Source organism: Bradyrhizobium sp. SZCCHNGR1005, assembly GCF_032489995.1.
Classification (GTDB): domain Bacteria; phylum Pseudomonadota; class Alphaproteobacteria; order Rhizobiales; family Xanthobacteraceae; genus Bradyrhizobium.
Genome location: NZ_JAUEZC010000001.1, coordinates 1,278,841 through 1,304,966, shown reverse-complemented (window position 1 = coordinate 1,304,966; position 26,126 = coordinate 1,278,841). Strand labels below are relative to the sequence as shown.

Below are 26,126 nucleotides of genomic sequence, written 5' to 3'. Positions count from 1 at the left end.
AGAGAACCGATGTTGAAGAAACTATCGACCGCCATCATCGCCGCCGCGTTGGCGGCTGCGTCGCTGCCCGCGTTGGCGCAAAGTAAGAAAGACAGTGTCATCATGGGCATGACGCTGGAGCCGACCGGGCTCGATCCGACCAGTGCGGCGGCCGCGGCGATCGCGGAAGTCACACTTTATAACATCTATGAGACGCTGACCAAGATCAGCGAGGACTCGTCGGTCTCGCCGCTGCTGGCCGAGAGCTGGAAGGCCTCGCCCGACCTGAAGAGCTATACGTTCAAGCTGCGCAAGGGCGTCAAATTCCAGAACGGCGAGCCGTTCGATTCCGCTGCGGTGAAGTTCTCCTTCGACCGCGCGGCAGCGCCTGCCAGCACCAACAAGGACAAGGCGCTGTTCCAGGGCTTTGAGTCCGTCACCGCAGCCGATGCGGACACCGTGGTGATCGCGCTGAAGAATGCCGAGCCGAATTTGCCGTTCCTGCTCGGGCAGGCGACGGCCGCGATCGTCGAGCCGAAGAGCGTCGCCACCGACGCGACGCAGCCGGTCGGTACGGGCCCTTACACGCTGGGCACCTGGGCCAAGGGCTCTTCAATCACCTTGAATAAATGGCCGGACTATCGCAATGCGCGCGCAATCAAGCTTTCCAAGGTGACAATCCGCTTCATCAGCGATCCCGCGGCGCAGGTCGCGAGCCTGCTGTCGGGCGATGTCGATGCGTTTCCGCGCGTGTCCGCGGGCCGCAGCCTGGCGCAGTTCAAGGCCGATCCGCGCTTCTCGGTGCTGATCGGTGGCTCCAAGGCGAAAACCATTGTCACCATCAACAACAAGAAGAAGCCGCTCGACGATGTCCGCGTCCGCCGCGCCATTCTTGCCGCGATCGATCGCAAGGCCATGATCGAGGGCGCCGCCGACGGTCTCGGGACGCCGATCGGCAGCTTCTACGTTCCGGGCTCACTGGGTTATGTCGACACCACCGGCATCAATCCCTACGATCCCGAGAAGGCCAAGAAGCTGCTGGCGGAGGCCGGCATCAAGACCCCGCTTGAGCTCAGCCTCAGGCTGCCGCCGCCGCCTTATGCGCGGCAAGGCGGCGAGGTGCTCGCAGCAGAACTCGCCAAGGTCGGCATCGTCGCCAAGATCGAGAACCTGGAATGGGCGGCTTGGCTGGCGCAGGTCTTCAACGGCCCGCACGATTTCGACCTTACCATCGTCTCCCATGTCGAGCCGTTCGATTTGGTGAAGTTCACCGAGAGCAACTACTATTTCGGCTATCACTCCGACGCTTTCGACAAGCTTTATCAGTCGATCGTCGCCACGGCCGACGAGGCCGAGCGCGCCACGCTGCTGGGCGATGCGCAGCGGATGCTGGCCACCGATGCCGCCGCTGGTTTCCTGTACCAGCCGCAATTCATCACGATCGCCAACAAGAAGCTGAAAGGCCTGTGGAAGGACGTTCCGCAGTTCGAGAACGATTTTTCCAGCTGGGCCTGGGAATAACGTTAGGAGGCGAGGGGCGGATGCGGCAGGAGTGCCCGCCGCGCCCGCCTCAGCTTCGAGACGAAGGGGCGGGGATCAGTGCGGCCACTCGATCGGCGTGAACCGCATCTGCCGCCGTCGCATCTCGGCCTGCAGTTCGGTCGCATATTGCTTGGCGCGCTCTCCGATCAAGCGGTAGGGCCCGCCGATCCGGCTATCAGCAGCGACCTGTTTGCGGACACTTTCGTAGTATGCCAACAAACTCTCGTCGGTCGAATTCACAAACCTCATCGACGCCCCTCATCACTTCACAACGTTCATAACATCACACGGACGCGCCCCCCGGGCAGCGTCATAAGTTAAAGTTCCCAACCCCGTAAAAAGTTCCGCACCGGGTGCGAGTTCCCTGTGGATTCCGCCCGTGAAGCGGTTCCGGTCCGAGTGGCAGCGGCTTCCGTCCGGTGCCGTGATCAACACGGCGGCAAGCTGCAAATTCCATTGTCGGCAAGAACTTTTCCCTCTCGAATCTCTTGGGTTTCAGAGACTTTACCGGGGGCGACGTCGAGCGCATCCGGCGTCCTGTGAACCCCATGCGAAGGTCATATGCATACTGAGGTGCTGATCATCGGCGGCGGGCCGGCCGGTCTGATGGCTGCGATCTATCTGGCGCGTTTCCGTCGCAACGTCGCGGTGGTCGACAGCGGTGCCTCGCGCGCCGCCCTGATTCCTCGCAGCCATAATCTGCCCGGATTTCCCGACGGCATTCCCGGGCCGCGAACTGCTCGCACGGATGGAACAGCAGGTGATCGGGCTCGGGGTTCCCATCATTCGCGGCTTCGTCAGTTCGCTGGAACGGCATGGCAGGCCATTGCTGGCCTCTTACGCGAGCGGCGTGATCGAGACGCAGCGGGTCGTCTTGGCGACGGGGATCATGGACAAGCAGACGCGGCTGGCGGAATGGGTGGACGCCGTCAGGCGCGGCGAGTTGCGCTATTGTTCGATTTGTGACGCGTTCGAGGAGATCGGGCGCGAGATCGCGGTGGTCGGGCCGTTCGGCCACGCGATCGGCAAGGCGTTGTTCATGCGGGTGTATAGCGCCGAAGTCATCCTGGTCCCCACCGACGACGTCCGCGACGAAGCCGGGGTCCAGCAGCTTGCCGATGCCGCTGTGCAGGTTGCCCCCTGCCTCGTTGCCCTCCAAAGAAAAGAGGGGGGGCATCGAGGCGGTGTTGGCCGACGGCACCCGCGAGCGTTTCGACATCGTCTATCCCGCGATGGGGCCGATGTCCGCTCCGAGCTCGCGGTTCAACTCGGGGTGAGCCATACGTCGGACGGGTTCCTGAAGGTTGACGATAAGCAACGCAGCAATGTCGATCACCTCTACGGCATCGGCGACGTCGTGACCGATCTGCACCAGATCTCGGTCGCCTTCGGGCATGCTGCGGTCGCCGCTTGTCACGCCCACCACTCGCTGCCGATGAGATATGCCTGAGAGCGGGCAGAGGAGCTCGAACGGATCGGCCTCGATCAAATCACGCGCGAGGGCAGCTTAGGTTAATGCCGCGGACAAGGACCGGCCACAGCATGGATGATGGACAGAAGATCGGCATGTTGGGTGGCGGCCACGAGCTGCCGTGAGGAAGCCGAATGCGATCCGTCGCGCCGCGATCTTTGGCTGCAGGCGGCGGAGCGATGGATGTCGCTGGCCGGCGAGACCGTCGTGGCTGCCATCAGCCTTGAAAGGACCGAGGGGGACATGATCGATACAGTCTCGGTGGTCCCAGCAAACAGCACTCTCCTGAGCGGCATGAGCTCCGACGGCCCGGTGCAATTGCACGCAAACGAAGGGCTGATCGTGGCCCGATGTTGAGCGGGGGAAGGGCGGCGACTTGCGGCCTTATTCGGCGAGGCCGAGTGCCGTCAGATGGGCCGCGCCCGCGCGCACATGGTCGTGGTTGCGAAGCTCGAGGATCAAGCGCGGGTTGGAGGTCAGCCGGCCAAGCGCTCGGAAAACCGCAGTCCAAGCGATATTGCCTTCACCCGGCGCCCAATGCCGGTCGGCATAGCCGTCGCTGTCGTGCAGATGCACATGGCTCAGCATGTCGGAGGCCGCCTCGACATAATAATCCACCGGCGGCGCCCCGGTGGAATGATGCGCGTAGTTGGCGTGACCGGTATCGAGCGAGACGCGCACCTTGGCGCTGCCGAGCGCTTTGGCCAGATTGACGCGGTCCCTCGGATCCTTGTCCTCGATGTTTTCAATCACGATCTCGCAGTTCGACTGCTCGGCGCGCGCGACGACGTCGGCGAGCGTGATGCGAACGCGCTCGGCGAGGTCCTGACGGCTCTCGGGCGTCATGTCGAAATTGTTGTGGTCCCAGGTCGTGAACGGCGAGTGGATCACCATCTGGGTCGCACCGAGGAATTCGGCGACTTCGAGCCCTTGCAGCAGGCGCTTGGTCACGGCGCGGCGGATCAGGGGATCGTGGCTGTCGATCTTGAAACCCCAGAACGGGCCATGGATGCCGCGCCGGCCGGTATGGCCATCGAGCATCCGTTTGATCTCGCTGGCGACGGCGCGCCAATCGCCATCGAGCACCTCGGCGCGGGAAAAATCCTGAATCTCGAGATCGCGTTGGCGCTCGAGCAGCCAGTCGCGGTGCGCCGGAATGGATTTGACGGAGAGCGCGGCGCCCAGCAATGGCAGCGGTGCGGACATGTCATTGATCCCTTGACGATCGTCTGAGCGAAGCGCGACCGCTAGCTCGGTTCGATGACGGTCTGGTGAAACGGATGGAGTGGATATCGGGGCGCTTCCTTGCCCGGGTCCGCGCGCATTTGCAACCGAATCGCTCGAGTAGTCAGATCGTCGGCCGCGCTACTTGACGTAGGCGTCAGTTTAGCAACAATGCGGTAATATCGTGTCGAAAAGGGGAGGGCAGCTGTGGGCGCTCGACTTGCGACGTTGCTGTTCGTGATGCTGGCCCTGGTGTATCCCGCCCATGCGCGAGGTCCTTACGGCTCGATTTCGACGGCAGGGTGGTCGGGCGGAGCCTACACCGACGACAAGACCGGTGAATTCACCAGCTGCATCGCGGGGGCGAGTTATGCGAGCGGCATCACCTTCAGCGTCGTGGTGTCGAAGACCTATGAATGGGCGCTTGCCTTCATCCATCCGAGCTGGACGCTTACGCCTGGTCAGAAATTCCCGATCGTGCTGAGCTTCGATGGTCGTAACAGCTTCAACGTCGCTGGCACCGTTCTGTCGACCAACATGGTCGCGGTGCCGATGCCGATCAATTCCGCGCTGGTTAAAAGTTTCCGCGCGGCACGAACCATGTCCGCTTTCGCGCAAGGCAATCTGTTTCAGTTCAGCCTCGACGGCACCGCGGTGTTGCTCCCCTCGCTCGTCAAATGCGCAAAGACGGTCAATGAAGGTGGGCTGGCTGCAGCGACCAACTTCACCGTGAACCTAGGGCAGGCGAATGCAGCGCCACGGCCGGCAGCGCCGCCGACCTCGGCATCGAGCCTGCAGCCGTCCCGACCGCAGGAGGGGTCGGCCGAGTTGCAGTTGGAGGCGATGCAGATCGCCTCCAACTTCATCCTCAAGGCCGCGCTGTCGCACCCTTCGATCCTGAGCCGCGGCGAGGCGCCGGTGTGGCTGACGTCGAGCGGCGTAGCCTGGAAGGCCGACAACGCGACCGGCTTCGTCCGGATCGTGCCGCCGGAGCGCAACGTCGACGGGCTTGAGGTCGCCGCTACGATCGTCGGTAATGACGCCAGGGACTGCAAAGGCAAGTTCATCTCGGCGCGCAACAGCGAGCTGGTCGACAGCCAGGTCGTGTTCCGTGGCATGTCCTCATGCGAGGACAGCGCGAAGTCCGATATCGCCGAATATTTCATCTTCCCGCGCAAGGCCGGCGGCTTCATCCTCTTCTCGGTCGTGACGCCGACCAAGGCGCTCGGCCAGCAGCCGCAAGGGGCGCAGCGCGAGGAGGCCAATGCCGGCTTCCGCAAGGCCGCGTATAGCTCGATCGGTCAGTGAGATTGCGGCGCTTGCCTCCGAACAGGAGACGGTTTGGTTTGCCGCACGCTCTGCCATTCGCGCAAACGTTTCCGAGACGGCAGGCACAGGCGAAATACCGAGTCTGTGCATGGCTAGCCGTTCAATGATCACGTCGCCGCGCGGCTACCGCCTTGGCCGCCGCACCGCGCGCACTTTGCCGCTGCTGCCGCCGCCGCAGTAGAACTGATCCTTTCCATCGGACTCCAGCCCGGAGACAGTGATGCCCTCCGGCATGTCGAGCTGATCGAGAACCTCGCCGCTCTGCGGGTCGATGCGGCGCAACGCGCCGGCTTCGTCTTCCCAGCTGCCGTGCCAGAGTTCGCCATCGACCCAGGTCACGCCGGTGACAAAGCGCGTGCAGGGGATGGTGCGCAAGATCTTGCCCGTGTCCGGATCGATCTGATGGATCTTGCGCTCGCGGTACACGCCGACCCAGAGTGTCCCCTCGGCCCAGGCCATGCCCGAATCGCCGCCGCCACCCGGTGCTGGGATCGTCGCCACGACCTCGCCGCTCGCGGGATCGATCTTCTGGATGCGGCTTTCGGCGATCTGAAACAGATGCCGGCCGTCGAACGCGGTCCCGGCATGCGCGGGCACGTCCAGCGAACGCTGCACCGAACCATCGGCCGGGTCGAATGCCTTCAATGCATCTCCTGCTGCGAACCAGACGTTCCGGCCATCATAGGTGACGCCGCCGACCCGTGCGGCCTCCCCAAACGGGCCGTATTCCCTGACGATCTCCGCCGCTCGTGGCTTCATCTGTCCGCTCCTGTGATCTCAATGCAAGGATGCTATTCCGCCGGCAGCGCGGCGGGGAGTAACAAGGTCGTCGCGAATCCCGGCAGCAGCGGGCTGGTCCAGCGCCGCGCCCGTCCGTGCCCGAAGGCCTGCACTTTGCCGGCGAGCAGCAGTTCGTCCAGCGCGCGCTGCACGGTGCGCTGGCTGGAGCCGAGCGCAAGCGCCAGGCCGGAGCTCGACCAGGCCTCGCCATCGGCGAGACAGGCCAGCACGGCCGCATGCTCGTCTTCGATCGGCTGCGTCAATACGACCACATCCTGCACACGGATCGGTAACAGCGCAAAGCCCACTTTGGTCGCTGCGACCTCGGCCAGAGGCTGCAAGGCCTGCCGCAGCCGTCCGATCTCGACACGCAGCCGCGCGCGATGCGACTCGTCTGCCTCCTTGCCGCGGAACGCCTGTGCAATCAGCGCGGCTCGCGGCGCGTCGTTGGGCCATGCCTCGGCCAGCGCCCGCGCGAGCGCGAACAGAACGGGCCGCCGTGCAAGACTAATAACAACACGGCCGTAACGCACGGCAAGCCGGCAGGCGTCGACGACGAGCGCATCGGAGCGAAGCAGGGCTTCGACTTCGGCCAGCTGCAAGAGCTGGTCCTCGCCGCGCGAGATCAATCGCGCCGCGGGCGCAGCCAAAGCATGTGAGGCCTGCTCGATCTCCGCGATCAGTTCATGGATGCTGGAGCGTCGTGCGGCATGGTCGGCGCGTTCAAGGGCGGCGCGCGCGGCCTTGGTCTGCAGCCGTCGCATCGCAAGTCCCGCCACGATCAACTCGTAGATCGCGCGCGAGGCCGGCGGCAATGGCGCCGGGTCAAGTTGGGCGAGGCGCTGCTCGGCCTCGTCGAGCTGGCCGATCAGAAGCAGGCGGCGGATTTCCAGGCTGCGCGCATGCGCGGCATTGAGCCGGTCGCCATGCTTGTCGAGCATCACCCGCGCGGCTTCCAGTGCCTTGGTCGGCCAGCGCAGATCGCGCGAGGCGAGCGCAATCTCGGCTTCGGCGACCACACAGCGCGCGCGCGCCACCGCTTCGCTGGGGCCGAACGCGCCGGCCGCGCGTCGCAGCAGCGCCTTCGCTCGCACGAAATCCCCGAGCCGCGCCATGGCGATGCCACGCAACGCCAGCGCCGGCGCATCCTCGCGCAGTGCCACCCGGTTCAGCGCCCCGAGCGCATCCCCCGAGGCCAGCGCCAGCGCCGCGGCCGTGATCAGCGAGTCCATGCAAATCCCGTCACACTTGTAACTCCCACCTGTGCCGGGGCCGATCCTAACGTAACTCGCGATCAACATTCAAAGGATCACGCCATGGCCACACACCTTACGGGAACACGCGAAGACTGGCTGGCAGCACGGCTCGAACTGCTGCAGGCCGAGAAGGAGCTGACAAGGCAGAGCGATGCGCTGGCGCGGCGGCGCCAGGCGCTGCCCTGGGTTCGGGTCGACAAGGATTACCATTTCGACACCGATGATGGCCCGGCCTCGCTGCCCGATCTGTTCCAGGGACGTTCGCAGCTCCTGGTCTATCACTTCATGTTCGGGCCGGATTTTGCGGCCGGCTGTCCATCCTGTTCGATGATCGCCGACGGCTTCAACGGCTTCGCAGTCCACCTCGCGCAGCACGACGTGATGTTGTGGGCGGTCTCGCGTGCACCACTCGCCAAGCTCAAGGCCTACAAGAAGCGGATGGGTTGGTCTTTCCCGTGGGCCTCCTCGGCGAGCAGCGATTTCAATTTCGACTTCAACGTCTCGACCACCGAGGAGCAGCAGCTCAAGGGCGGTACCGAGTACAATTACCAGCCGACTCCGGCCCGCACAGCAGCGGATGTGCCGCCGATGGTCGCGCGGGTGGCGTCCGCCTGCGGAACCGATGGCGCCACCTTCATGCGCGATCGCCCCGGCATGAGCGCGTTCGTTAGCGAAGACGGCGCGGTCTACCACACCTATTCGGCCTACGCGCGCGGTCTCGACGGACTATGGGGCAGCTATCAATGGCTCGATCGCGCGCCGAAGGGACGCAACGAGCAGGGCATGTGGTGGCGCCGCCGTGACGAATACGGCGTGCAATCGTAATACGGGCAGAGGCGGCAGATCGATGGAACAATCGTCAACTGCAACCAGAGCAAAGCCCGGCATGGCCGATTGGCTCAGCCTCGCCGCCGCGCCCACCTTCGCGATCATGGCGCTCGCGACCTGCGTGCCCGGCGCGAGCGCGCCGGACCCGATGTGCCTAGCGTCCCGAGAAGGAGCTATCATGAATCCGATGCTGCTGATGTACGTGCTGATGAGCGTCTTTCACTTGGCGCCGTGGTTCAGGCTTGCTGCTTGGTGGCGTACCGGCCGCCGCTCGATCGCGGCCGCAGCGCAGTATCTGCCATGAAGGGCCGCCGGCCGTGCCTTTCGATTTTGGATAGCGGGCCTGCGTCGCAACCTTCGACGCCTCAATCGGATATCTTCCGCCAGTGTTCATCGAGGACGACGAATTCAGCGGAGGTGCGGACCATGGAACCCGCCTTTGAGAGATGATGGGCGTCCTTCAACTTGGGCAGCGAATTAGATGCGGTCGATTTTGAAGGCCGATGACGTGATTGCGTGTTATGCTCCGCACGTCTCCCGGGGAATACGCGTCGATGTGCACCAGTCGCTTGTCGTCCGCCACGCCGCAGCGAACCGACAATTTCGTTGGTTTTAGGAGGACGCTCAACATCTTAACGCTCTGCCTCGCGGCCGCTTTCACCGGCTGTGGCGAGCAGCAGCCGCCGCCTCAGGCGGCCGCTGCTCCACCTGTCACCGTGGCTCAGCCGGTCAAGCGTACGGTCACCGACTGGGACGAGTTCACCGGCCGCTTCGAAGCGGTGGAAGAGGTGCAGGTGCGCGCCAGGGTCGGTGGCTATATCACCTCGGTCGAGTTCCAGGACGGCGCGATCGTCCATGCCGGCGATCTGCTCTATGTGATCGATGCACGGCCGTTCGAGGCGGTGGCCGAGCAGGCCGAGGGCCAACTCGCGGACGCCAAGGCCAAGACCGAGCTGGCGCGGCGCGAATTTGACCGCGCCGAGACGCTCAACAAGACCCAGGCGGTGTCCGATTCCGTGGTCGACCAGCGCCGTCAGGCGTTGCAATCGGCGCAGGCGGCGGAGACCCAGGTCGAGGGCGTGATGAAGGCAGCCAAGCTGAACGTCGAATTCACCCATGTGCTGGCGCCCATCACGGGCCGGGTCAGCCGGCATCTGGTCAGCGCCGGCAATCTCATCCAGGGTAGCGACACCGGCACCTCGACGCTGCTGACCTCGATCGTCACGCTCGATCCCATCTACATCTATTTCGACATGGACGAGGCGACCTATCAGAAGAACTCCAGGCTCTGGTTCGAGGGCAAGCGTCCGAGCTCACGCGACACGCCGAATCCGGTGCAGGTCACCTTGACGGGCGAGACCAAGCCCTCGCATGACGGTACGGTCAATTTCCTCGACAACCGGCTCGACGTCTCGACCGGCACGCTGCGCAGCCGCGCCGTGATCCAGAACAAGGATCTTTCGATCCTGCCCGGGCAGTTCGGCCGCGTCCGCCTGATCGGCTCCTTGCCTTATGAGGCGCTGTTGATTCCGGACACTGCTGTTGCCACCGACCAGTCGCGCAAGATCGTCTTTGTGGTCAAGGACGACGACACGGTCGAGGCGCGGCCAGTCACGCTCGGTCCGCTCGATGAGGGTCGACGCGTGATCCGCGAAGGCCTGAAGGCGGAGGATCGCGTCATCATCGACGGTATCCAGCGTGCGCGCGTGGGTGCCAAGGTGGCGCCACATCCGGCGTCGAGCGGGACCTGACGGCGACAATCAATAGGCGCAGATCATGAATCTCGGGCGGCTCTCCATCAACCAGCCCATCCTGGCGATGGTGCTGTCGATCGTGCTGCTGATCGTCGGCGCGATCGCCTATCCGACCTTGCCGGTCTCGGAATATCCGCAAGTGGTGCCGCCGACCGTCGTAGTCACCACGCAATATCCCGGCGCTTCCGCGCAGACCGTCTCCGACACGGTAGCCGCGCCGATCGAGCAGGAGATCAACGGCGTCGACGACATGTTGTATCTCTACAGCCAGGCGACCTCGAACGGCCAGTTGAACATCACCGTCACCTTCAAGCTCGGCACCGATCTCGACAAGGCCCAGGTGCTGGTGCAGAACCGCGTCGCCATCGCGCAGCCGCGGCTGCCGGAGGAGGTGCAGCGCAACGGCGTCGTCACGCGCAAGAACAGTCCCGACCTGATGATGGTCGTGTTCATGCTGTCGCCGGACGACACTTTCGACCAGACCTACATTTCGAACTACGCGCTGCTGCAGGTCCGCGACCAGTTGCTTCGGCTCGATGGCGTCGGCGACATCACGATCTTCGGGGCGCGGGACTATTCGATGCGGCTATGGCTCGATCCGGACAAGATTGCCAATCTCGGCATGACGGCTGGCGACGTGGTGGCGGCGGTCCGCGCCCAGAACCTGCAGATCACGGGTGGGCAGATCGCCTCGCCGCCGATCGCCGACCGAGCCTTTCAGCCCAACCTGACATTCACTGGCCGGCTGAAGGAGCCCCAGCAGTTCGAGGACATCGTCGTGAAGGCCGGCGCCGACGGCCGTACCGTGCGGCTGCGCGACGTGGCCAGGATCGAGCTCGGGGCGCTGGACTTCTCCACCAACGGCTTTCTGCTCAGGAAGTCCGCGGTGGCGCTTCTGGTGTTTCAGCGTCCGGGCTCGAATGCCCTCGCCACCGCCAAGCGGATCTCCGATACGATGGTGGGCTTGAAGGCCAATTTCCCCAGGGGCCTCGACTACAATATCGGCTATAATCCGACCGAGTTCATCGCCCAGTCCGTCAGCGAACTGGTGAAGACGATCTATGAGGCGATGGCGCTGGTCGTCATCGTGGTGCTGGTATTCCTGCAGGGCTGGCGGCCTGCGATCATTCCAATCGTCGCCATCCCGGTATCGCTGGTCGGCACTTTTGCGGTGATGGCGGCCCTCGGCTTCTCGATCAACAATCTCACTTTGTTTGGTCTGGTCCTCGCGGTCGGCATCGTCGTGGACGATGCGATCGTGGTGGTCGAAAATGTCGAACGCCATCTCGAGCATGGCCTGAGCAGGCGGGATGCGGCGCTCAAGACGATGGAGGAGGTCGGCGGCGCGCTGGTCTCGATCGCGCTGGTGCTCTGCGCCGTGTTCGTGCCGACCGCGTTCCTCGGCGGCATTTCGGGTCAGTTCTTCCAGCAATTCGCCGTCACCATCGCGGTCGCGACCGCGATCTCCTGCTTCTGCTCGCTGACGCTGTCGCCGGCGCTGGCGTCGCAGATCCTGCAGCCGCATGGCGAGCGACGCCCGCCGGCGCGCTGGAATCTGATCGCGGGGGGCTGGGACGCCTTTACCAGCCTGTTCAACCGGATCTTCGATCGTCTATCGCACGGCTATGCGCGCGTCGCGGGCTTTGTGATCCGGCATTCGGTCGTGATGCTGCTGGTCTATGCACTGCTGATCGGCAGCGCCGGATGGCTGCTTGCGACGACACCGCAAGGCTTCATCCCGGCGCAGGATCGCGGCTACGTCATCGTGTCCGTGCAATTGCCCGGCGCCGCCTCGCTGGCGCGTACCACCGAAATCGTGCGCAAGATTGAGAACATCGCGTTGGCCACGCCGGGCGTCGTGCGGGTTCCGGCGTTGGCGGGTCTGTCGGGGGCCACACGCACGCAGGCGAGCAATTCCGCTGCGCTGTTTCCCGTGTTCGACGAGCCCGAGGTCCGCGCCAAGAAGGGGCTGACCGCCAATGCGATCACGGCCGAGTTGCGCAAGCGCCTTGCGGGGATCGAGGGTGCGTTCATCATCGTGATTCCGCCGCCCGCCGTGCCGGGCATCGGCACCGGCGGCGGCTTCACGATGCGCATCCAGGACCGGCAGGGACGGGGCAGCGAGCTGCTCGCCGCCGCGACGGACGAGTTGGTGGGGGCGGCGCGCAAGGCGCCGGGATTGACCGCCGTGTTCTCGCCCTACAGCGCCAACACCCCGCAGGTGTTCGTCGATATCGATCGGGTCAAGGCCGAGAAGCTCGGCGTGCCGATCGCGAACATCACCGATACGATCGAGACCTATTTCGGCTCGACCTACGTCAACGACTTCAACCTGTTCGGCCGGACCTATCACGTCACGGCGCAAGCCGATTTGCCGTTCCGCAAGGAGACCGCTGATCTGGCGCGGCTGCGCACGCGCAATGCGGCGGGTGACATGGTCATGCTCGGCAGCGTGGTCGATTTCAAGGACGTCGCAGGGCCGGACCGCGTTGCGCGCTACAATCTCTATCCGTCGTCGGAGGTGCAGGGCGATACCTTGCCGGGCGTGAGTTCGGCGACCGCGATCGACATCATGAAGCGGCTGGCCGATGAGACGCTGCCGAGCGGCTTTGCCTATGAGTGGACGGACCTGTCCTTTCAGCAGGTGAACGGTGCCAGCGCCGGTCTTTATGTGTTCCCGATCTGCGTGCTGTTCGTCTATCTGGTGCTGGCGGCACAGTATGGCAGCTGGACCCTGCCGTTTGCCGTGATCCTGATCGTGCCGATGTGCCTGTTGGCCGCGACGATCGGCGTTCGCATCATGGGCCAGGATGTCAACATCCTGACCCAGATCGGATTCGTGGTGCTGGTCGGTCTGGCCGCCAAGAACGCGATCCTGATCGTCGAGTTCGCCCGCGACATCGAGAATGAGGGCCGAGAACGGCTCGATGCCGTGATCGAGGCTTGCCGGCTGCGACTGCGGCCGATTCTCATGACATCGTTCGCGTTCATCCTCGGCGTACTGCCATTGGTGATCTCGACCGGTTCCGGCTCGGAGATGCGCCAGGCCGTCGGCGTCGCCGTGTTCTTCGGCATGCTTGGCGTCACGCTGTTCGGCCTCATGTTCACGCCGATCTTCTACGTGGTCGTGCGCAATCTCGCCGAGGGACGAGGACGCAAGAAGCCGGCACTGGGATGAGATCAGCAGTTCCTGACCCTTGAGGGTAGGATCGCGCGCCATTGGATGCTATGAGCTTCCCTCCGCGGGACGACCGCAGATTCAGCCGAGGGAGTAGTCGGGATGACCAAGGGCGGAAACATGCTGAAGACGATAGGAGCAGCGCTGGCCCTGGTGATGCTGACAAGCGTCGGCGAGAAAGCCATTGCTGCGCAGTGCGGCAACGGGCCGGGCGGCTTCGAAGCCTGGAAGCAGCAGTTCAGTGAGGAGGCGCGCGCCAAGGGCGTCGGACAGACCGCCGTCGGCGCGCTGATGCAGACCAACTACGCCAGCGCCACCATTGCCGCCGATCGCGGCCAGCGCAGCTTCGGCCTCTCGCTCGATCAGTTCCTGGCCAAGCGCGGTGCGGCCGCTATCGTGGCGCGCGGCCGGTCCATGAAGCAGTCGCATGCGGCGCTGTTCGTCTCGATCGAGCAGCGCTATGGCGTGCCGCCCGGACCCTTGATCGCGATCTGGGGCATGGAGACCGGGTTCGGCAGCCAGCGCGGCAATCAGCACATGCTGTCGTCGATCGCGACGCTCGCCTATGACTGCCGTCGCTCGGAATTCTTCACCGACCAGCTCTATGCGGCGCTCAAGCTCATCGACCATGGTCAGCTGTCGCCGTCGCAGCGCGGGTCGATGCATGGCGAGGTCGGGCAGACCCAGTTCATGCCGAAGACCATCCTGAACTATGGCATCGGCAATCTCGACAATGCCGCCAACGCGCTGACCTCGACCGCGAACTTCCTGCACGCCAATGGCTGGCGGGCCGGCGCCGGCTATCAGCCGGGCGAACCGAATTTTGCGGCAATCGAAGCCTGGAACGCGGCGGGCGTCTACCAGAAAGCGATCGCGCTGATGGGCCGCCAGATCGACGGCGGCGGTTCCGCCGCGGCGCGGTGAAGGTTGGATGGGCGTTGTAGTAGGTCGCGCGGAGTACGAGATACAAAGTCGGGTGGGCAAAGGCGCAGAGCGCTGTGCCAGAAAGTGGACACGCGTCCACGTTCACCTGCCCGTCGGCCTTCGGCGGACAGGTCGATTTGCCTACCAGTGCTCGATAGTATCGTCATTGCGAGGCGCGAAGCGACGAGGCAATCCAGGCCTTCGTGGCTCTTGATTGCTTCGCTTCGCTCGCAATGACGACCGAGAAAAAGAGCGGCGCTTCGTTTCCGAAGCGCCGCTCTCGTTATTGCAGTCGATCAGCTTCTGATCGCAGGGCTCATGCCTGCAGCTCGAAGCGGTCGAGGTTCATCACCTTGGTCCAGGCCGCGACGAAGTCCTTCACGAACTTCTCTTTGACATCCGAGCTCGCATAGACCTCGGCGAGCGCACGCAGCTGCGAGTGCGAGCCGAAGATCAGGTCGGCACGAGTCGCGGTCCACTTGACCTCGCCGGTCTTGCGGTCACGGCCTTCGAAGGCATGCTCGCCCTTGTCCAGAGGCCGCCAGGCCGTGCCCATGTCGAGCAGGTTGACGAAGAAGTCGTTGGAGAGCGTCTCCGTCTGCTTGGTGAACACGCCGTGCTTGGAACCGTCGGCGTTGGTGCCGAGCACACGCATGCCGCCGACCAGGGCCGTCATCTCCGGCGCGGTCAGGGTCAGGAGCTGCGCCTTGTCGACCAGCAACTCCTCGCCTGACAGCCACTGCTTGCCGCTGAGATAGTTGCGGAAGCCGTCCGCCTTCGGCTCGAGCACCTCGAAGGACTCGACGTCGGTCTGCTCTTGCGAGGCATCGGCGCGACCGGGCGCAAACGGCACCTTGATCTCGACGCCTGCCTTTTTCGCCGCCGCTTCCACCGCAGCGTCGCCGCCGAGCACGATCAGGTCCGCGATCGAGACCTTCTTGCCGCCGGCTGCCGTTGCGTTGAAGTCCTTTTGGATGCCTTCGAGAGTCTGCAGCACCTTCGCGAGTTGGGCCGGCTGGTTGACCTCCCAGTCCTTCTGCGGAGCGAGGCGAACGCGCGCGCCATTGGCGCCGCCCCGCTTGTCGGAGCCGCGGAAGGTCGATGCCGACGCCCAGGCGGCCGAGACCAGTTGCGAAATCGAAAGCCCGGATGCGAGGATCTTGGCCTTGAGCGCCGCGACGTCGGTCTCGTCGATCAGCGGGTGATCGATCGGCGGCAGCGGGTCCTGCCAGACCAGGTTTTCCTTCGGCACCAGCGGGCCGAGGTAACGCGCCTTCGGGCCCATGTCGCGATGGGTCAGCTTGAACCAGGCGCGGGCGAAAGCGTCGGCGAACTGATCCGGATTCTCGTAGAAGCGACGCGAGATCTTCTCATAGGCCGGGTCGAACCGCAGCGCGAGGTCGGTGGTGAGCATCGACGGCGCGTGGCGCTTCGACGGATCGTGTGCGTCCGGCACCGAGTTGGCACCCGCGCCGTGCTTGGGCTTCCACTGGTGCGCGCCGGCCGGGCTCTTGGTCAGCTCCCATTCATAGCCGAACAGGTTCCAGAAGAAGTTGTTGCTCCATTTGGTGGGCGTAGAGGTCCAGATGACTTCAAGCCCTGACGTGATGGCGTCGCCGGCCTTGCCCGAACCATATTTGCTGGCCCAACCGAGACCCTGCTCGGCCATATCAGCACCTTCCGGCTCCGCACCGACCAACGAGGCATCGCCCGCGCCATGGGTCTTGCCGAAAGTGTGACCGCCCGCGATCAGCGCCACTGTCTCCTCGTCGTTCATCGCCATGCGGGCGAAGGTCTCGCGGATGTCGCGCGCCGCGGCCAGCGGATCGGGATTGCCGTTCGGTCCCTCCGGGTTGACGTAGATCAGGCCCATCTGCACGGCGCCGAGATTGCCGGCGAGTTCACGGTCGCCGCTATAGCGTTCGTCGGCGAGCCACTTGCCTTCCGGCCCCCAGAAGATGTCCTCATCTGGTTCCCAGGTATCCGGGCGACCACCGCCAAAGCCGAAGGTCTTGAAGCCCATCGACTCCAGCGCGACGTTGCCGGTGAGGATGAAGAGATCGGCCCACGAAATCTTCTGGCCGTATTTCTGCTTGATCGGCCAGAGCAGCCGGCGCGCCTTGTCGAGGTTGGCGTTGTCAGGCCAGCTGTTGAGGGGGGCAAAGCGCTGCTGCCCGCGGCCGCCACCGCCGCGGCCATCGCCGATCCGGTAGGTGCCGGCGCTGTGCCAGGCCATGCGGATGAACAGCGGTCCGTAGTGGCCGAAATCGGCCGGCCACCACTCCTGCGAATCCGTCATCAAAGCCTTCAGATCCTTGATCACGGCATCGAGGTCGAGGCTCTTGAACGCCTTGGCATAATCGAATGTCTCGCCCAGCGGGTTGGAGAGGCTCGAATGCTGGTGGAGCACCGACAGGTTCAGCTGGTTCGGCCACCACTCCTTGTTCGTGAATCCCTTCAAGCCGCCCGAAAACGGGCACTTGCTGACGTCGTCCATCGTTGCCTCCTGCCGTGCTGTGGATGGTTTCCCCTAGCTTGGGTCGCAACACTCTATGAAACGCCAACCATCAGGGGAAATCGATATTGATGATCAGAAGGGTAAGAAAATCTGATCATAATCGTGTGACGGTTCGTGCAGCTTCAGCGCGCGATTGTATCGCACCACAGCTTCACCGGAAAGGTTCTGGCGGACCTGCTGGGATGCTCGGTTGCCGCGCTGCGGGATGACCGATGCGAACAAACTCCCGCCTTGCCCGCTACTTGGCCGACATGACACGCTTGGCAATCGCCACGAAGCGTTCGGCGGCCGGCGACAGCCCGAAATCGGCGCGGCTCAATAGCGACACGTGCCGATGAATCGTCGGTTGAGACAATGGAATGGCTGCCAGGGTCGGAAATTGCGCCCTGGGCAGCATGTGCGCGGGCAGGATGCTGATGCCGGCACCTTCCGCGGTCAGCGCCAGCGCCGTCGTGATCAGCGACACTTCCAAAGCCGGTTTCAGCTCGCGTCCGGTTCGTGCCAGCGCCTCGTCGATCTGGCGGCGAATCCGGGTTCCGCGGCGCATCGTGATGAGGTCGGACTTGGCGATGTCGTCCCAGGTCAGCCGCCGGTGCTTCTCGAACCGGCCATCCTTGAGTCCGATCGCCGAGAGCGAGCTTTGCATCAGCGTCTCGATCCTCGCCTCCGATGTGCCATCGTTCTCGAAACTGCCGATGCCGAATTCGGCGCGTCCCGCCATCACGAATGCCAAGAGCTCGTCGGGCGCGACGTCGTGGAGGTCGATCCTCACGTCGGGATGACGGGATCGGTAGGTCGCGAGCACCCGGGGAAGCAGGGCGGAGGCCACGCCGGCCGAGACCGCGACCGCGACCCGGCCGGACTTGATCTCGGCAAGGTCGCGCATCCGCCGCGACAATCCCTGCGCGCCGGCGAGGATGCGTTCCGCGACCGGGATGGCCTCTCTGCAGGCGGCCGTCGGGTGCAATGCGCGCGTCGTCCGGTCGAACAATTTGAGCTGAAAATTCTCCTCGACTTGCCGGATCAGCAGGCTGATCGCCGATTGCGTCACGCGCAGTTCGGCCGCCGCCTTGGTGATGCTGCCGAGCCGATAGACGAGGACCAGTGCCTCGAGTTGCCGCAAGCTCGGACTCATAAGGTAACCTCATGAATTGATCAGAATTTTGTGGCTAATCGAAAGAGTCCAAACGTGCAACATATTTGCGACTCGATGTCATCGCCCCAGGGGTCATCGCCCAACGGCGCGCGCATCGGTCCAGAAACGACAAAAAACAAACGGGGAGGGAGATTTGGCGCAGGGGATCAATATCGGTCGCTATGTCGACGACCGTCCGCTTTCGGCATTCCAGGTCCGTGTCATCTGCTTGTGCGCGTTGGTGGTCGGGCTGGACGGCTTCGACGCCCAGGCGCTCGGCTTCGTCGCGCCGGCGCTCGGCAAGGACCTGCATCTGGCGCCCGGGGCCTTGGGGCCTGTGTTCGGTGCATCCCTGTTCGGTGTCATGGTCGGCTCGCTGCTGTTGGGCGCCTTGGCCGACTATTTCGGTCGCAAGTGGCTGGTCGTTGCCGGCGTCGTCGTCTTTGCGCTGGGGTCGCTGGCCACGAGCCAGGCCGGCAGCGTGTCCGATCTTGTGATCCTTCGATTTGTAACGGGCCTCGGTCTCGGCGGCGTCCTGCCCAACACCATCGCGCTGACCGGCGAATATGCACCGCAGCGCCGCCGGACCCTGCTGATCATGCTGATGTTCATGACGGTGTCGCTGGGGTCGGCGATTGGCGGATCGGTCGCGGCAAAGCTGATCACCGCCTACGGATGGCGGATCATCTTCGTGATCGGCGGTGTCCTTCCGCTCATTCTCTGTCCGGTCCTGATCGCATGGCTGCCGGAATCGTTGTCACTGCTCGCTCTCGACGGCAGAAAAAATGATCGGGTGCGCGCGCTGCTGATGCGCATCGATCCGTCGGCGAGCTTCCCCGCCGATGCGCGCTTCACGATCGTCGAGGAGAGCGGCAAGGGCTTTCTGCTGCCGCAGCTCTTCACCAAGCGTCGGCTCGTCCCGACGTTGCTGCTGTGGGTCATGTTCTTCATGAACATGCTCGACATCTACTTCCTTAACAGCTGGCTGCCGACCCTAGCGCATGGCGTGGGTCTTGACGTCCAGGCGGCGATCGCCGTCGGCGTGGCGTTCCAGCTCGGTGGAATGCTCGGCACGGTCGGGCTCGGGTTGCTGATCGAACGGCTCGGCTTCGACCGCGTCCTGTTCCTGACCTATATTGCCGGCTTTGTCTCGATCGTCACGATCGGCTTTGCCGGAGCCTCATTGCCGATCCTCGTGCCGGCGGTCTTCGTCGCCGGGGTTGCGGTGATCGGTGGCCAGATCGGTTGCAATGCCTATGCAGCACGCGTCTACCCGACCTACATCCGGGCCACTGGACTCGGCTGGGCGCTCGGCATCGGCCGCTTCGGCTCCATCCTCGGCGTCACCATCGGCGGACTGATGCTGGCCGCGCAATGGAGCATCCCATCGCTGTTCCAGGCGAGCGCCGTGCCGCAGCTCTGCTCGGCCCTGGTCATGGTTGGCCTCGCACTTCTTGGCATGCGCCGGGGGGCGACAGTTTCCGAAGAGACACAACGTGGTGCGCTTTCGGTGCCCGAGCGGGCCTGAGGGCAAGCGAGAGAAGATGACATGACGAAAATTCAAACCCAGGTTCTCATCGTCGGCGCCGGTCCGGTCGGATTGACCGCGGCGATGGACCTCGCTTCGCGCGGCATCGACGTCGTTGTGGCCGAGATTCGCCGTGCTGGGGAGCCGCCCAACGTGAAGTGCAATCACGTCTCTGCGCGCTCGATGGAAGTGTTCCGCCGGCTCGGCATCGTGCGTGAGGTGCGGGAAGGCGGACTGCCGGCCGATTTCCCCAACGACTGCGCCTATCGCACCGCCGTCGTCGGGCGTGAGCTCACGCGTATCCCGATTCCATGCCGCGCGGACCGCTACACGGCGAGCGGTGGGCCGGACACGGATTGGCCGACGCCCGAGCCGCCGCATCGCATCAACCAGATCTATCTCGAGCCGATCCTGTTCGCCTGTGCCGAGGCGAGACCTGGGATCAGGATCCTCAATCGTGTGCAGATCGAGCACTTCGACCAGGGCGCAGACGGCGTGGTCGCGCGGGCGCGCGATCTCGAGGCGAACCGGGACATCACCATCGCCGCCGACTATCTGATCGGCTGCGACGGCGGCCGCTCCACGGTGCGCAGGTTGATCGGATCGCGCCTCACGGGCACCGATGTCGTGCAGCGCGTGCAGTCCACCTATATCCACGCGCCGGCCCTGAAGGACCTGATCACCCAAAAGCCGGCCTGGATGACCATGTCGCTCAATCCGCGCCGCTGCGGCACCACCGTCTCGATCGACGGCCGCGACAACTGGCTGATCCACAACCACCTCGCGGCGGAAGAGCTCGAATTCGACAGCGTCGATCGCGATTGGGCGCTCCGCACCATCCTCGGCGTCGACGATCGTTTCCAGTACGAGATCATCAGCAAGGAGGATTGGATCGGCCGCCGCCTGGTGGCCGATCGTTTCCGCGAAGGTCGCGCCTTCATTTGCGGCGATGCCGCGCATCTGTGGATTCCCTATGCCGGCTACGGCATGAATGCCGGCATTGCCGATGCCGTTGATCTCTGCTGGATCCTCGCCGGCGTGCTGCAGGGATGGGCGAGCCCCGCGTTGCTCGATGCCTATGAGGCCGAGCGCCAGCCGATCACTGAGCAGGTATCGCATTTCGCGATGAACCACGCCCTTGCCGTGATGAGTCAGAGAAAGGCGGTCCCTGCCGAGGTCGAACTCGACGGTCCGGTCGGTGACGCCGTGCGCAGCAAGGTCGGTCAGGCTGCCTACGATCTCAACGTCCAGCAATATTGCTGCGCCGGCTTGAACTTCGGCTACTACTACGACCGCTCGCCGATCATTGCCTATGATGGTGAGACGCCGCCATCCTACAGCATGGGTTATTTCACGGCCTCGACCGTGCCCGGCGCCCGCGCGCCGCATGTCTGGTTGTCCAGCGGCCGCTCGCTGCTGGATGCGCTTGGCCCCGCCTATACGCTGGTCCGCTTCGATCGTGCGGTCGATGCGTCGCCGCTGGTGGGAGCGGCCGCCCGGTCGGGCGTTCCCCTGACGCTCCTCGATGTCGATCGCGCCGGTGCCGGCTTCGGCTTCCCCGAGAACCTGCTGATCGTCCGCCCGGATTCGCACATCGCCTGGCGCGGCCAGCTCGCACCCGGTGAGCCCGATCGGTTGTTCGAGCGGCTGCGCGGTCTTGCGGCTCAGTCCGGCGCGGCGCGCCGCGACGAAGCCGTCCTGGCCTAGTTCCGACCATCGCAGCCGCCATGGCAAGCTACAGCACTGCGCACTACTTCCTCGAAGCCCTGGTCGATCTTGGCGTCGATTACATCTTTGCCAATCTCGGTACCGACCATGTCTCGCTGATCGAGGAGATCGCGCGCTGGGACAGCGAAGGGCGCCGGCATCCCGAGGTCGTCCTGTGTCCGCACGAGGTGGTCGCAGTCCACATGGCGGCCGGCTATGCGATGGCAACCGGACGCGGTCAGGCCGTGTTCGTCCATGTCGATGCCGGTACGGCCAATGCATGCATGGCGATCCAGAACCTCTTTCGCTATCGGCTGCCGGTCATGCTGTTTGCGGGCCGCGCTCCGTTCACGCTGCATGGTGAGCTGGCGGGTTCGCGCGACACCTATGTTCATTTCATACAGGATAGTTTCGATCCGGCCAGCATCGTACGCCCCTATGTGAAATGGGAATACACGCTGCCGTCCGGCGTGGTGGTGAAGGAGGCGTTGGCGCGCGCTGCGGCCTTCATGCACAGCGATCCGCCGGGACCGGTCTACATGATGCTGCCGCGTGAGACGCTCGCTGAGACCTGGGACGAGCAGGCAATGCCCGCTTATCCGCCGGCGCGCTATGGTAGCGTGAAGTCGGGAGGCATCGAGCCGGCACGTGCAGAGGCGGTGGCGGATGCGCTGATGGCTGCGGACGATCCGATCGCGCTGACGGCTTACCTCGGTCGCAACGCCGAAGCGGTCGCGGTGTTCGAACGGCTGGCGCTCGTCTGTGGGATCCGGGTTGTCGAGTTCAATCCGGTGACGATGAACATCTGTCATGACTCGCCGTGCTTCGCCGGCTCCGATCCGGCTGCGCTCGTGACCAATGCCGACCTCGGCCTCCTCGTCGACACTGACGTGCCCTTCGTTCCGCAGGCGCTGAAAGCGGCGGAGGCACTGCGCTGGATCCAGATCGACATCGATCCGCTGAAGGCCGACATTCCGATGTGGGGATTTGCGACCGACCTGCGCATCCAGGGCGATTCGGCGGTGATCCTTCGGCAGGTGCTGGAGATCGTCCTGGCGCGGGCCGATGAATCCCACTGGACGAAAGTGCGAGACCGGGTCGCGAGTTGGCAGCCCGCGCGCGCGGCCGCGCAGGCGAGGCGGACATCCGCGGCAGCCCGCAAGGGCGAGCCGGGTGCGATCAATCCCGCCTTTCTCTTCGCGCGCCTTCAGGCGCTGTTGTCGGAGGACGACATCGTTCTCAATGAGGCGGTCCGTAATGCGCCGGTGCTTCAGCAGCAGCTGCGCCGAACCAAGCCGCTGACTTATGTCGGTCTTGCCGGTGGCGGCCTTGGCTTCAGCGGCGGCATGGCGCTCGGGCTCCGCCTGGCAAATCCTTCGCGGCGGGTGGTGCAGATCGTGGGCGACGGCGCCTTCCATTTCGCCGCGCCGGATTCCGTCTACGCCGTGTCTCAGCAATACCAGCTGCCGATCTTCACCATTGTCCTCGACAATGGTGGGTGGCAGGCCGTGAAGGCGTCGGTTCAGCGCGTCTATCCGGACGGAACCGCGCAGCGAACTGACTCATTCCTGTCAAGGCTTCGCACCGGGCGTGAGGGGGAGCAGCGGCGCTTCGCTGACGTCGCGCGCGCGTTTGGGGCTCATGGCGAGCGGGTCTCCGATCCGGACGAACTTGACGCGGCGATAGCTCGCTGCCTGGTCGCACTGGACGACGGCCGCGCCGCGGTCCTGCATGTCGATATCACCCCGCTCTGAAGCGGGGCGATCCATTTTACCGGTAAGGCGGAACTTGCTCCGCTCGACTGTTTGTCGACGACGGCTTGCTTTCCGCGAATGCTCGGCTGCGAATTAGTAGCATTCCGAGCTGTGAGGCGATGAACCATTTCGTTGTTTCGTAACTGCGCGTGGTGGCAAAAACCGCATGCGGCGCGTCGATCTTTGAACGGCCATTTCATTGACCGGCGTGTAGTTCGCGCCGATATTCAGCCTGCATCGCCGACCAGAGGTCATCGCATGACAGACAGCAGAACAGTGTATCGACATGCGCGCACGCGCAATGCCGGGCGCTGCTTCTCTGCGGCGACCGGTGCCTGTCGCTGATCAATACGATCAGCAAGCTCGATCCCAACACCACAGATCAGACAGGAGCGCCGTGCGGAAGCCGGCGAATGAGCCGCCATGTCCAGCGCCTACATCATCGAAGTCTACAATCGCACTGCCGGTATCGTCACACGGGACGAAGGTGGCTTCAGCTTCTTCTCCTCGGAACGCGCCTTCGACAGTCTCGAAGGCCGGCGCTTTCCCTCGGCACGCGATGCGGAAATCGCGGCCCGTGCATTGGCCAACTCCGGACGCGGACCCGCGCGCCGGCAACCGCTCTGAAATCCCTTCACTTCAACAAGGAACCAAAGGTCATGAGTTTTTACCGAGACTTCAACGACAAGCTGGCAATCGAGGCCTGGACGACAGCGCGGCGTGCACCTTACGAGACGATCCAGGTGCGGCAGCTCAGCCCGACGGTCGGCGCTGAGATCGGCGGTGTCGATCTCTCCAAGGACCTGTCCGACGCGCAATTTGCGGAGATTCGGCGGGCACTCGACGAAAACCTCGCGATCGTCTTCCGCGACCAGGAGATCTCCAAGGAAGACCATAAGCGGTTCGCGCGGCGCTTCGGCAAGGGACTGCATCGGCACGAACTCGCGGCCACGCGCTTCCGCCACGACGGCCCGTTCGATCCAGAATTCCTGTCCTGGAAGACCGACAGAAATTCGCGCTTTACCGCCGGCGACGGCTGGCATCCGGACGTGTCCTGCGATCCAAGCCCGATTGCGGTCTCGCTGCTCCGCGTGACCAGGACGCCGCCGCTCGGCGGCGACACGGCCTTTGCCAACATGTATCTCGCCTATGAATTCCTGTCGGATCCGATCAAGCAGTTGCTCGATGGCCTGACCGCGATCCACGACGGCTCGCTCGCCTGGACGGCGGGCTATGGCGCCAAGCCGGATCCCGGCAAGACCTATCCGCAATCCGAGCATCCGGTGGTGGTGACGCATCCGCGCACGGGGCGGAAATTCCTGTACGTCAACGCATCCTTCACGTCGCATATCGTGCAACTGACCCGCAAGGAAAGCGACGCGCTGTTGCAGTTCCTGTTCCGCCATGTTGAAGGCCAGCTAGCGCTGCAGGCCCGCGTGCACTGGCAACCGAATTCGTTGCTGGTCTGGGACAATTGGGCAAGCCAGCATCATGCAGTGTGGGACTATTACCCGGAGGAACGCTGGGGCGAACGCGTCTCGGTCGTCACCGGCGAGATACCTCAGGCGCGACTTGGACTCAGCGAGGCTGCGGAGTAGGCGGCGATTGAGAGGCGCGGAACCGGATCTGCGCCTCTCGATGCCGCTTGAATCGAGGCATGTCGATGCCTCAAGCCCCGATGATGCGGGCAACCAGGAGGCGTGGAGCCGTCTCCGCAAATTCGTCGGCCATGTCGTAATAGCTGGCAGCCTCCGCCATCGTTGCGGCACGGATCTGCAATTGGCCGCCCGCGCCTAGACGCTTCGCTCGGCAATAATCGTCCAACGCTTGCAGCAGCCGTTCCGAACGCGCGAGCCGGCGCGCTCCGTCGTGGTCCGCGGCCTCGAAGGCAAATGCCGGCCGTCCGGCGATGTCGAGCACGAAGACCTGTGTGCGATGTAGGCACATGCGACCGCGACGTGGAATGTCAAAGCCGCCACACTAGGGATGTTGCCGCGGGCGTCAATGAAATGATCGCAACGAACTGAGCGAGGCCGCGCAACGATTATGCTGTCGATGCCTCCAGGCGTGGAAGCGATCCGTTCGGCAATTTCGCCAGAGATCGAAGAGACGGAGCAAAGGTCCGGCGCATGATTGACGCACCGTGCGCGGCGTCGTCGTCGGAGCAGAACGACTCTGTGTGACAACAGGACCTTGGCGCAAGGATTTGCTCCGTCCACCGCATCCGAGAGCAAAGCCATTGCTATTTTGAACGTCCACTTGTCGCCGCGCGCTTTGCGGACCAACATTCATGCAAGTGCTTGAAAGTGACGGAGATGACCATGACCGTGCTGGAAAGAAGGATCGAATCGCTACCGTTCGTAACGGCTGAGCTGAACTACCTTGCGCCCGTCGCCGGCAAGCCGCGGACCTATGCCTTCGATCCGCCGCCGGGTGAACCGAAGTCGACGGCGCTGGCTGAGCCGCATCAGCTGCCCGTATTCGACGCGCGCTCGGTCGCGCAAGGCTTCTCGCTCGATCGCGAAGGATTTGCGCTTGTACGGCATCCGACGGTGGTGCGGGATTTCTACAACGACAAGGAGGTGCGCAGCGTCTATTATCCGGCGGCCGAGGCGTTCCTCCGCGCGACGCTACGGGCGGATCGCGTCGTCATCTTCGACCACACCGTGCGTAAGCGGGTTGAAGGCGCTCCGGACGTTCGCGATGGCGGGCCGCGTCAGCCGTCGACGCGGGTCCACGTCGACCAGACCGAACATTCCGGCGTCAATCGGGTCCGCGAGCATCTCGGTAACGAGGCGGAGGAACTGCTGAAGGGGCGGGTGCAGGTGATCAATCTGTGGCGTCCGATTCATGGGCCGCTGCGCGACATGCCGCTTGCGATGTGTGATGCGACTACGGTCGCGCCGGATGATCTCGTCGCTTCCGACCTGATCTATCCGAACCGGAATGGCGAGACCTACGCGGTCAAATACAACCCTGCGCATCGTTGGTTCTATTTCCCGGAGATGACCACGGACGAAGTGCTGCTGCTGAAGTGCTATGATTCGGCGACCGATGGCCGCACGCGGTTCGGTCCGCACACCGCCTTCGTCGATCCGGCCACGCCGGCCGATGCGGCGCCGCGCGAGAGCATCGAACTGCGAACCTTGGTCTTCCATCGGCAATAGTCGTTCGCATCGGAGGCGACTGGCAGGCGATTTTTCCTCCGATGGCGCTCTG

Annotated in this window: 23 protein-coding genes; 16 read left to right on the top strand and 7 right to left on the bottom strand. The window is 64.1% G+C overall.

What is annotated here, in order from left to right; all coding sequences use genetic code 11:
• The first annotated feature begins 9 nt into the window (after positions 1-9).
• Positions 10-1,500, top strand: a complete 1,491-nt coding sequence (locus QXZ85_RS05945) for an ABC transporter substrate-binding protein (protein WP_316173261.1) — start codon at positions 10-12, stop codon at positions 1,498-1,500.
• A 75-nt stretch (positions 1,501-1,575) separates the two neighbouring features.
• Here the strand turns inward: QXZ85_RS05945 and QXZ85_RS05940 are convergent, their stop codons facing one another.
• The gene (locus tag QXZ85_RS05940; RefSeq protein ID WP_315701172.1) at positions 1,576-1,770 is read right to left on the bottom strand and encodes a hypothetical protein; all 195 of its coding nucleotides are present in this window, start codon (positions 1,768-1,770) and stop codon (positions 1,576-1,578) included.
• Positions 1,771-2,082: 312 nt separating this feature from the next.
• Here QXZ85_RS05940 and QXZ85_RS33725 point away from each other — a divergent pair, with 312 nt between their 5' ends.
• From QXZ85_RS33725 to QXZ85_RS05930, 3 genes are all read left to right on the top strand, one after another.
• Entirely contained in the window at positions 2,083-2,487 is a 405-nt protein-coding gene (locus QXZ85_RS33725) for an FAD-binding protein (protein WP_410052539.1), read from the top strand.
• Positions 2,411-2,971: an FAD-dependent oxidoreductase gene (locus QXZ85_RS33720; RefSeq protein ID WP_410052834.1), complete on the top strand. Its 561-nt coding sequence runs from the start codon at positions 2,411-2,413 to the stop codon at positions 2,969-2,971. Before QXZ85_RS33725 ends, QXZ85_RS33720 begins: the two co-directional genes overlap by 77 nt.
• A 204-nt stretch (positions 2,972-3,175) precedes the next feature.
• Positions 3,176-3,349 carry a hypothetical protein gene (locus QXZ85_RS05930; RefSeq protein ID WP_315701171.1) on the top strand — a complete coding sequence of 58 codons (174 nt, stop codon included), beginning with the start codon at positions 3,176-3,178 and terminating at the stop codon, positions 3,347-3,349.
• A gap of 27 nt (positions 3,350-3,376) precedes the next feature.
• Here QXZ85_RS05930 and QXZ85_RS05925 read toward each other — a convergent pair whose 3' ends face one another.
• Positions 3,377-4,198, bottom strand: a complete 822-nt coding sequence (locus QXZ85_RS05925) for a sugar phosphate isomerase/epimerase family protein (protein WP_315701170.1) — start codon at positions 4,196-4,198, stop codon at positions 3,377-3,379.
• A 225-nt stretch (positions 4,199-4,423) separates the two neighbouring features.
• On the opposite strand from QXZ85_RS05925, the gene QXZ85_RS05920 reads away from it, so the two are divergent.
• Entirely contained in the window at positions 4,424-5,524 is a 1,101-nt protein-coding gene (locus tag QXZ85_RS05920; protein ID WP_315701169.1) for a hypothetical protein, read from the top strand.
• Positions 5,525-5,668: 144 nt separating this feature from the next.
• On the opposite strand, the gene QXZ85_RS05915 is transcribed toward QXZ85_RS05920, so the two are convergent.
• Positions 5,669-6,304 carry a PQQ-binding-like beta-propeller repeat protein gene (locus tag QXZ85_RS05915; protein ID WP_315701168.1) on the bottom strand — a complete coding sequence of 212 codons (636 nt, stop codon included), beginning with the start codon at positions 6,302-6,304 and terminating at the stop codon, positions 5,669-5,671.
• A gap of 32 nt (positions 6,305-6,336) precedes the next feature.
• Positions 6,337-7,557 carry a helix-turn-helix domain-containing protein gene (locus tag QXZ85_RS05910; protein ID WP_315807006.1) on the bottom strand — a complete coding sequence of 407 codons (1,221 nt, stop codon included), beginning with the start codon at positions 7,555-7,557 and terminating at the stop codon, positions 6,337-6,339.
• 84 nt (positions 7,558-7,641) lie between these two features.
• On the opposite strand from QXZ85_RS05910, the gene QXZ85_RS05905 reads away from it, so the two are divergent.
• From QXZ85_RS05905 to QXZ85_RS05885, 5 genes are all read left to right on the top strand, one after another.
• Entirely contained in the window at positions 7,642-8,406 is a 765-nt protein-coding gene (locus QXZ85_RS05905; protein ID WP_315701166.1) for a DUF899 domain-containing protein, read from the top strand.
• Positions 8,407-8,467: 61 nt separating this feature from the next.
• Positions 8,468-8,713 carry a hypothetical protein gene (locus QXZ85_RS05900; protein ID WP_315701165.1) on the top strand — a complete coding sequence of 82 codons (246 nt, stop codon included), beginning with the start codon at positions 8,468-8,470 and terminating at the stop codon, positions 8,711-8,713.
• 250 nt (positions 8,714-8,963) lie between these two features.
• Positions 8,964-10,160, top strand: a complete 1,197-nt coding sequence (locus QXZ85_RS05895) for an efflux RND transporter periplasmic adaptor subunit (RefSeq protein ID WP_316173263.1) — start codon at positions 8,964-8,966, stop codon at positions 10,158-10,160.
• Positions 10,161-10,185: 25 nt separating this feature from the next.
• Complete coding sequence (locus tag QXZ85_RS05890) at positions 10,186-13,341, top strand: multidrug efflux RND transporter permease subunit (protein ID WP_315767217.1); 3,156 nt, start codon at positions 10,186-10,188, stop codon at positions 13,339-13,341.
• 102 nt (positions 13,342-13,443) lie between these two features.
• The gene (locus QXZ85_RS05885; protein ID WP_315767218.1) at positions 13,444-14,265 is read left to right on the top strand and encodes a lytic murein transglycosylase; all 822 of its coding nucleotides are present in this window, start codon (positions 13,444-13,446) and stop codon (positions 14,263-14,265) included.
• A 316-nt stretch (positions 14,266-14,581) separates the two neighbouring features.
• Here the strand turns inward: QXZ85_RS05885 and katG are convergent, their stop codons facing one another.
• Together katG and QXZ85_RS05875 are read right to left on the bottom strand one after the other, a co-directional pair.
• The gene (gene katG / locus QXZ85_RS05880) at positions 14,582-16,762 is read right to left on the bottom strand and encodes a catalase/peroxidase HPI (protein ID WP_315767219.1); all 2,181 of its coding nucleotides are present in this window, start codon (positions 16,760-16,762) and stop codon (positions 14,582-14,584) included.
• A 259-nt stretch (positions 16,763-17,021) separates the two neighbouring features.
• Positions 17,022-17,918 (bottom strand): LysR family transcriptional regulator, encoded by an 897-nt coding sequence (locus tag QXZ85_RS05875; protein ID WP_315701160.1) that lies wholly within the window; start codon positions 17,916-17,918, stop codon positions 17,022-17,024.
• A 154-nt stretch (positions 17,919-18,072) separates the two neighbouring features.
• On the opposite strand from QXZ85_RS05875, the gene QXZ85_RS05870 reads away from it, so the two are divergent.
• The 5 genes from QXZ85_RS05870 to QXZ85_RS05850 all read left to right on the top strand — a co-directional run bounded on the left by QXZ85_RS05870 (position 18,073) and on the right by QXZ85_RS05850 (position 24,505).
• Positions 18,073-19,446, top strand: a complete 1,374-nt coding sequence (locus tag QXZ85_RS05870) for an MFS transporter (protein WP_315742943.1) — start codon at positions 18,073-18,075, stop codon at positions 19,444-19,446.
• Between the two features lie 21 nt (positions 19,447-19,467).
• The gene (locus QXZ85_RS05865) at positions 19,468-21,153 is read left to right on the top strand and encodes an FAD-dependent oxidoreductase (RefSeq protein WP_315701158.1); all 1,686 of its coding nucleotides are present in this window, start codon (positions 19,468-19,470) and stop codon (positions 21,151-21,153) included.
• 20 nt (positions 21,154-21,173) lie between these two features.
• Positions 21,174-22,907 carry a thiamine pyrophosphate-requiring protein gene (locus QXZ85_RS05860; RefSeq protein ID WP_315742941.1) on the top strand — a complete coding sequence of 578 codons (1,734 nt, stop codon included), beginning with the start codon at positions 21,174-21,176 and terminating at the stop codon, positions 22,905-22,907.
• 423 nt (positions 22,908-23,330) lie between these two features.
• Positions 23,331-23,534, top strand: coding sequence for a hypothetical protein (locus QXZ85_RS05855; RefSeq protein WP_315701156.1), 204 nt, complete (start codon positions 23,331-23,333; stop codon positions 23,532-23,534).
• Between the two features lie 32 nt (positions 23,535-23,566).
• Entirely contained in the window at positions 23,567-24,505 is a 939-nt protein-coding gene (locus QXZ85_RS05850; RefSeq protein WP_316173265.1) for a TauD/TfdA family dioxygenase, read from the top strand.
• 70 nt (positions 24,506-24,575) lie between these two features.
• On the opposite strand, the gene QXZ85_RS05845 is transcribed toward QXZ85_RS05850, so the two are convergent.
• A complete protein-coding gene (locus QXZ85_RS05845; protein ID WP_316173267.1) occupies positions 24,576-24,854 on the bottom strand; it encodes a hypothetical protein in 279 nt (92 codons plus the stop codon).
• A gap of 374 nt (positions 24,855-25,228) precedes the next feature.
• Between QXZ85_RS05845 and QXZ85_RS05840 the strand changes: the two genes are divergently transcribed.
• A complete protein-coding gene (locus QXZ85_RS05840; protein ID WP_316173269.1) occupies positions 25,229-26,074 on the top strand; it encodes a CmcJ/NvfI family oxidoreductase in 846 nt (281 codons plus the stop codon).
• The last annotated feature ends 52 nt before the right edge of the window (positions 26,075-26,126 follow it).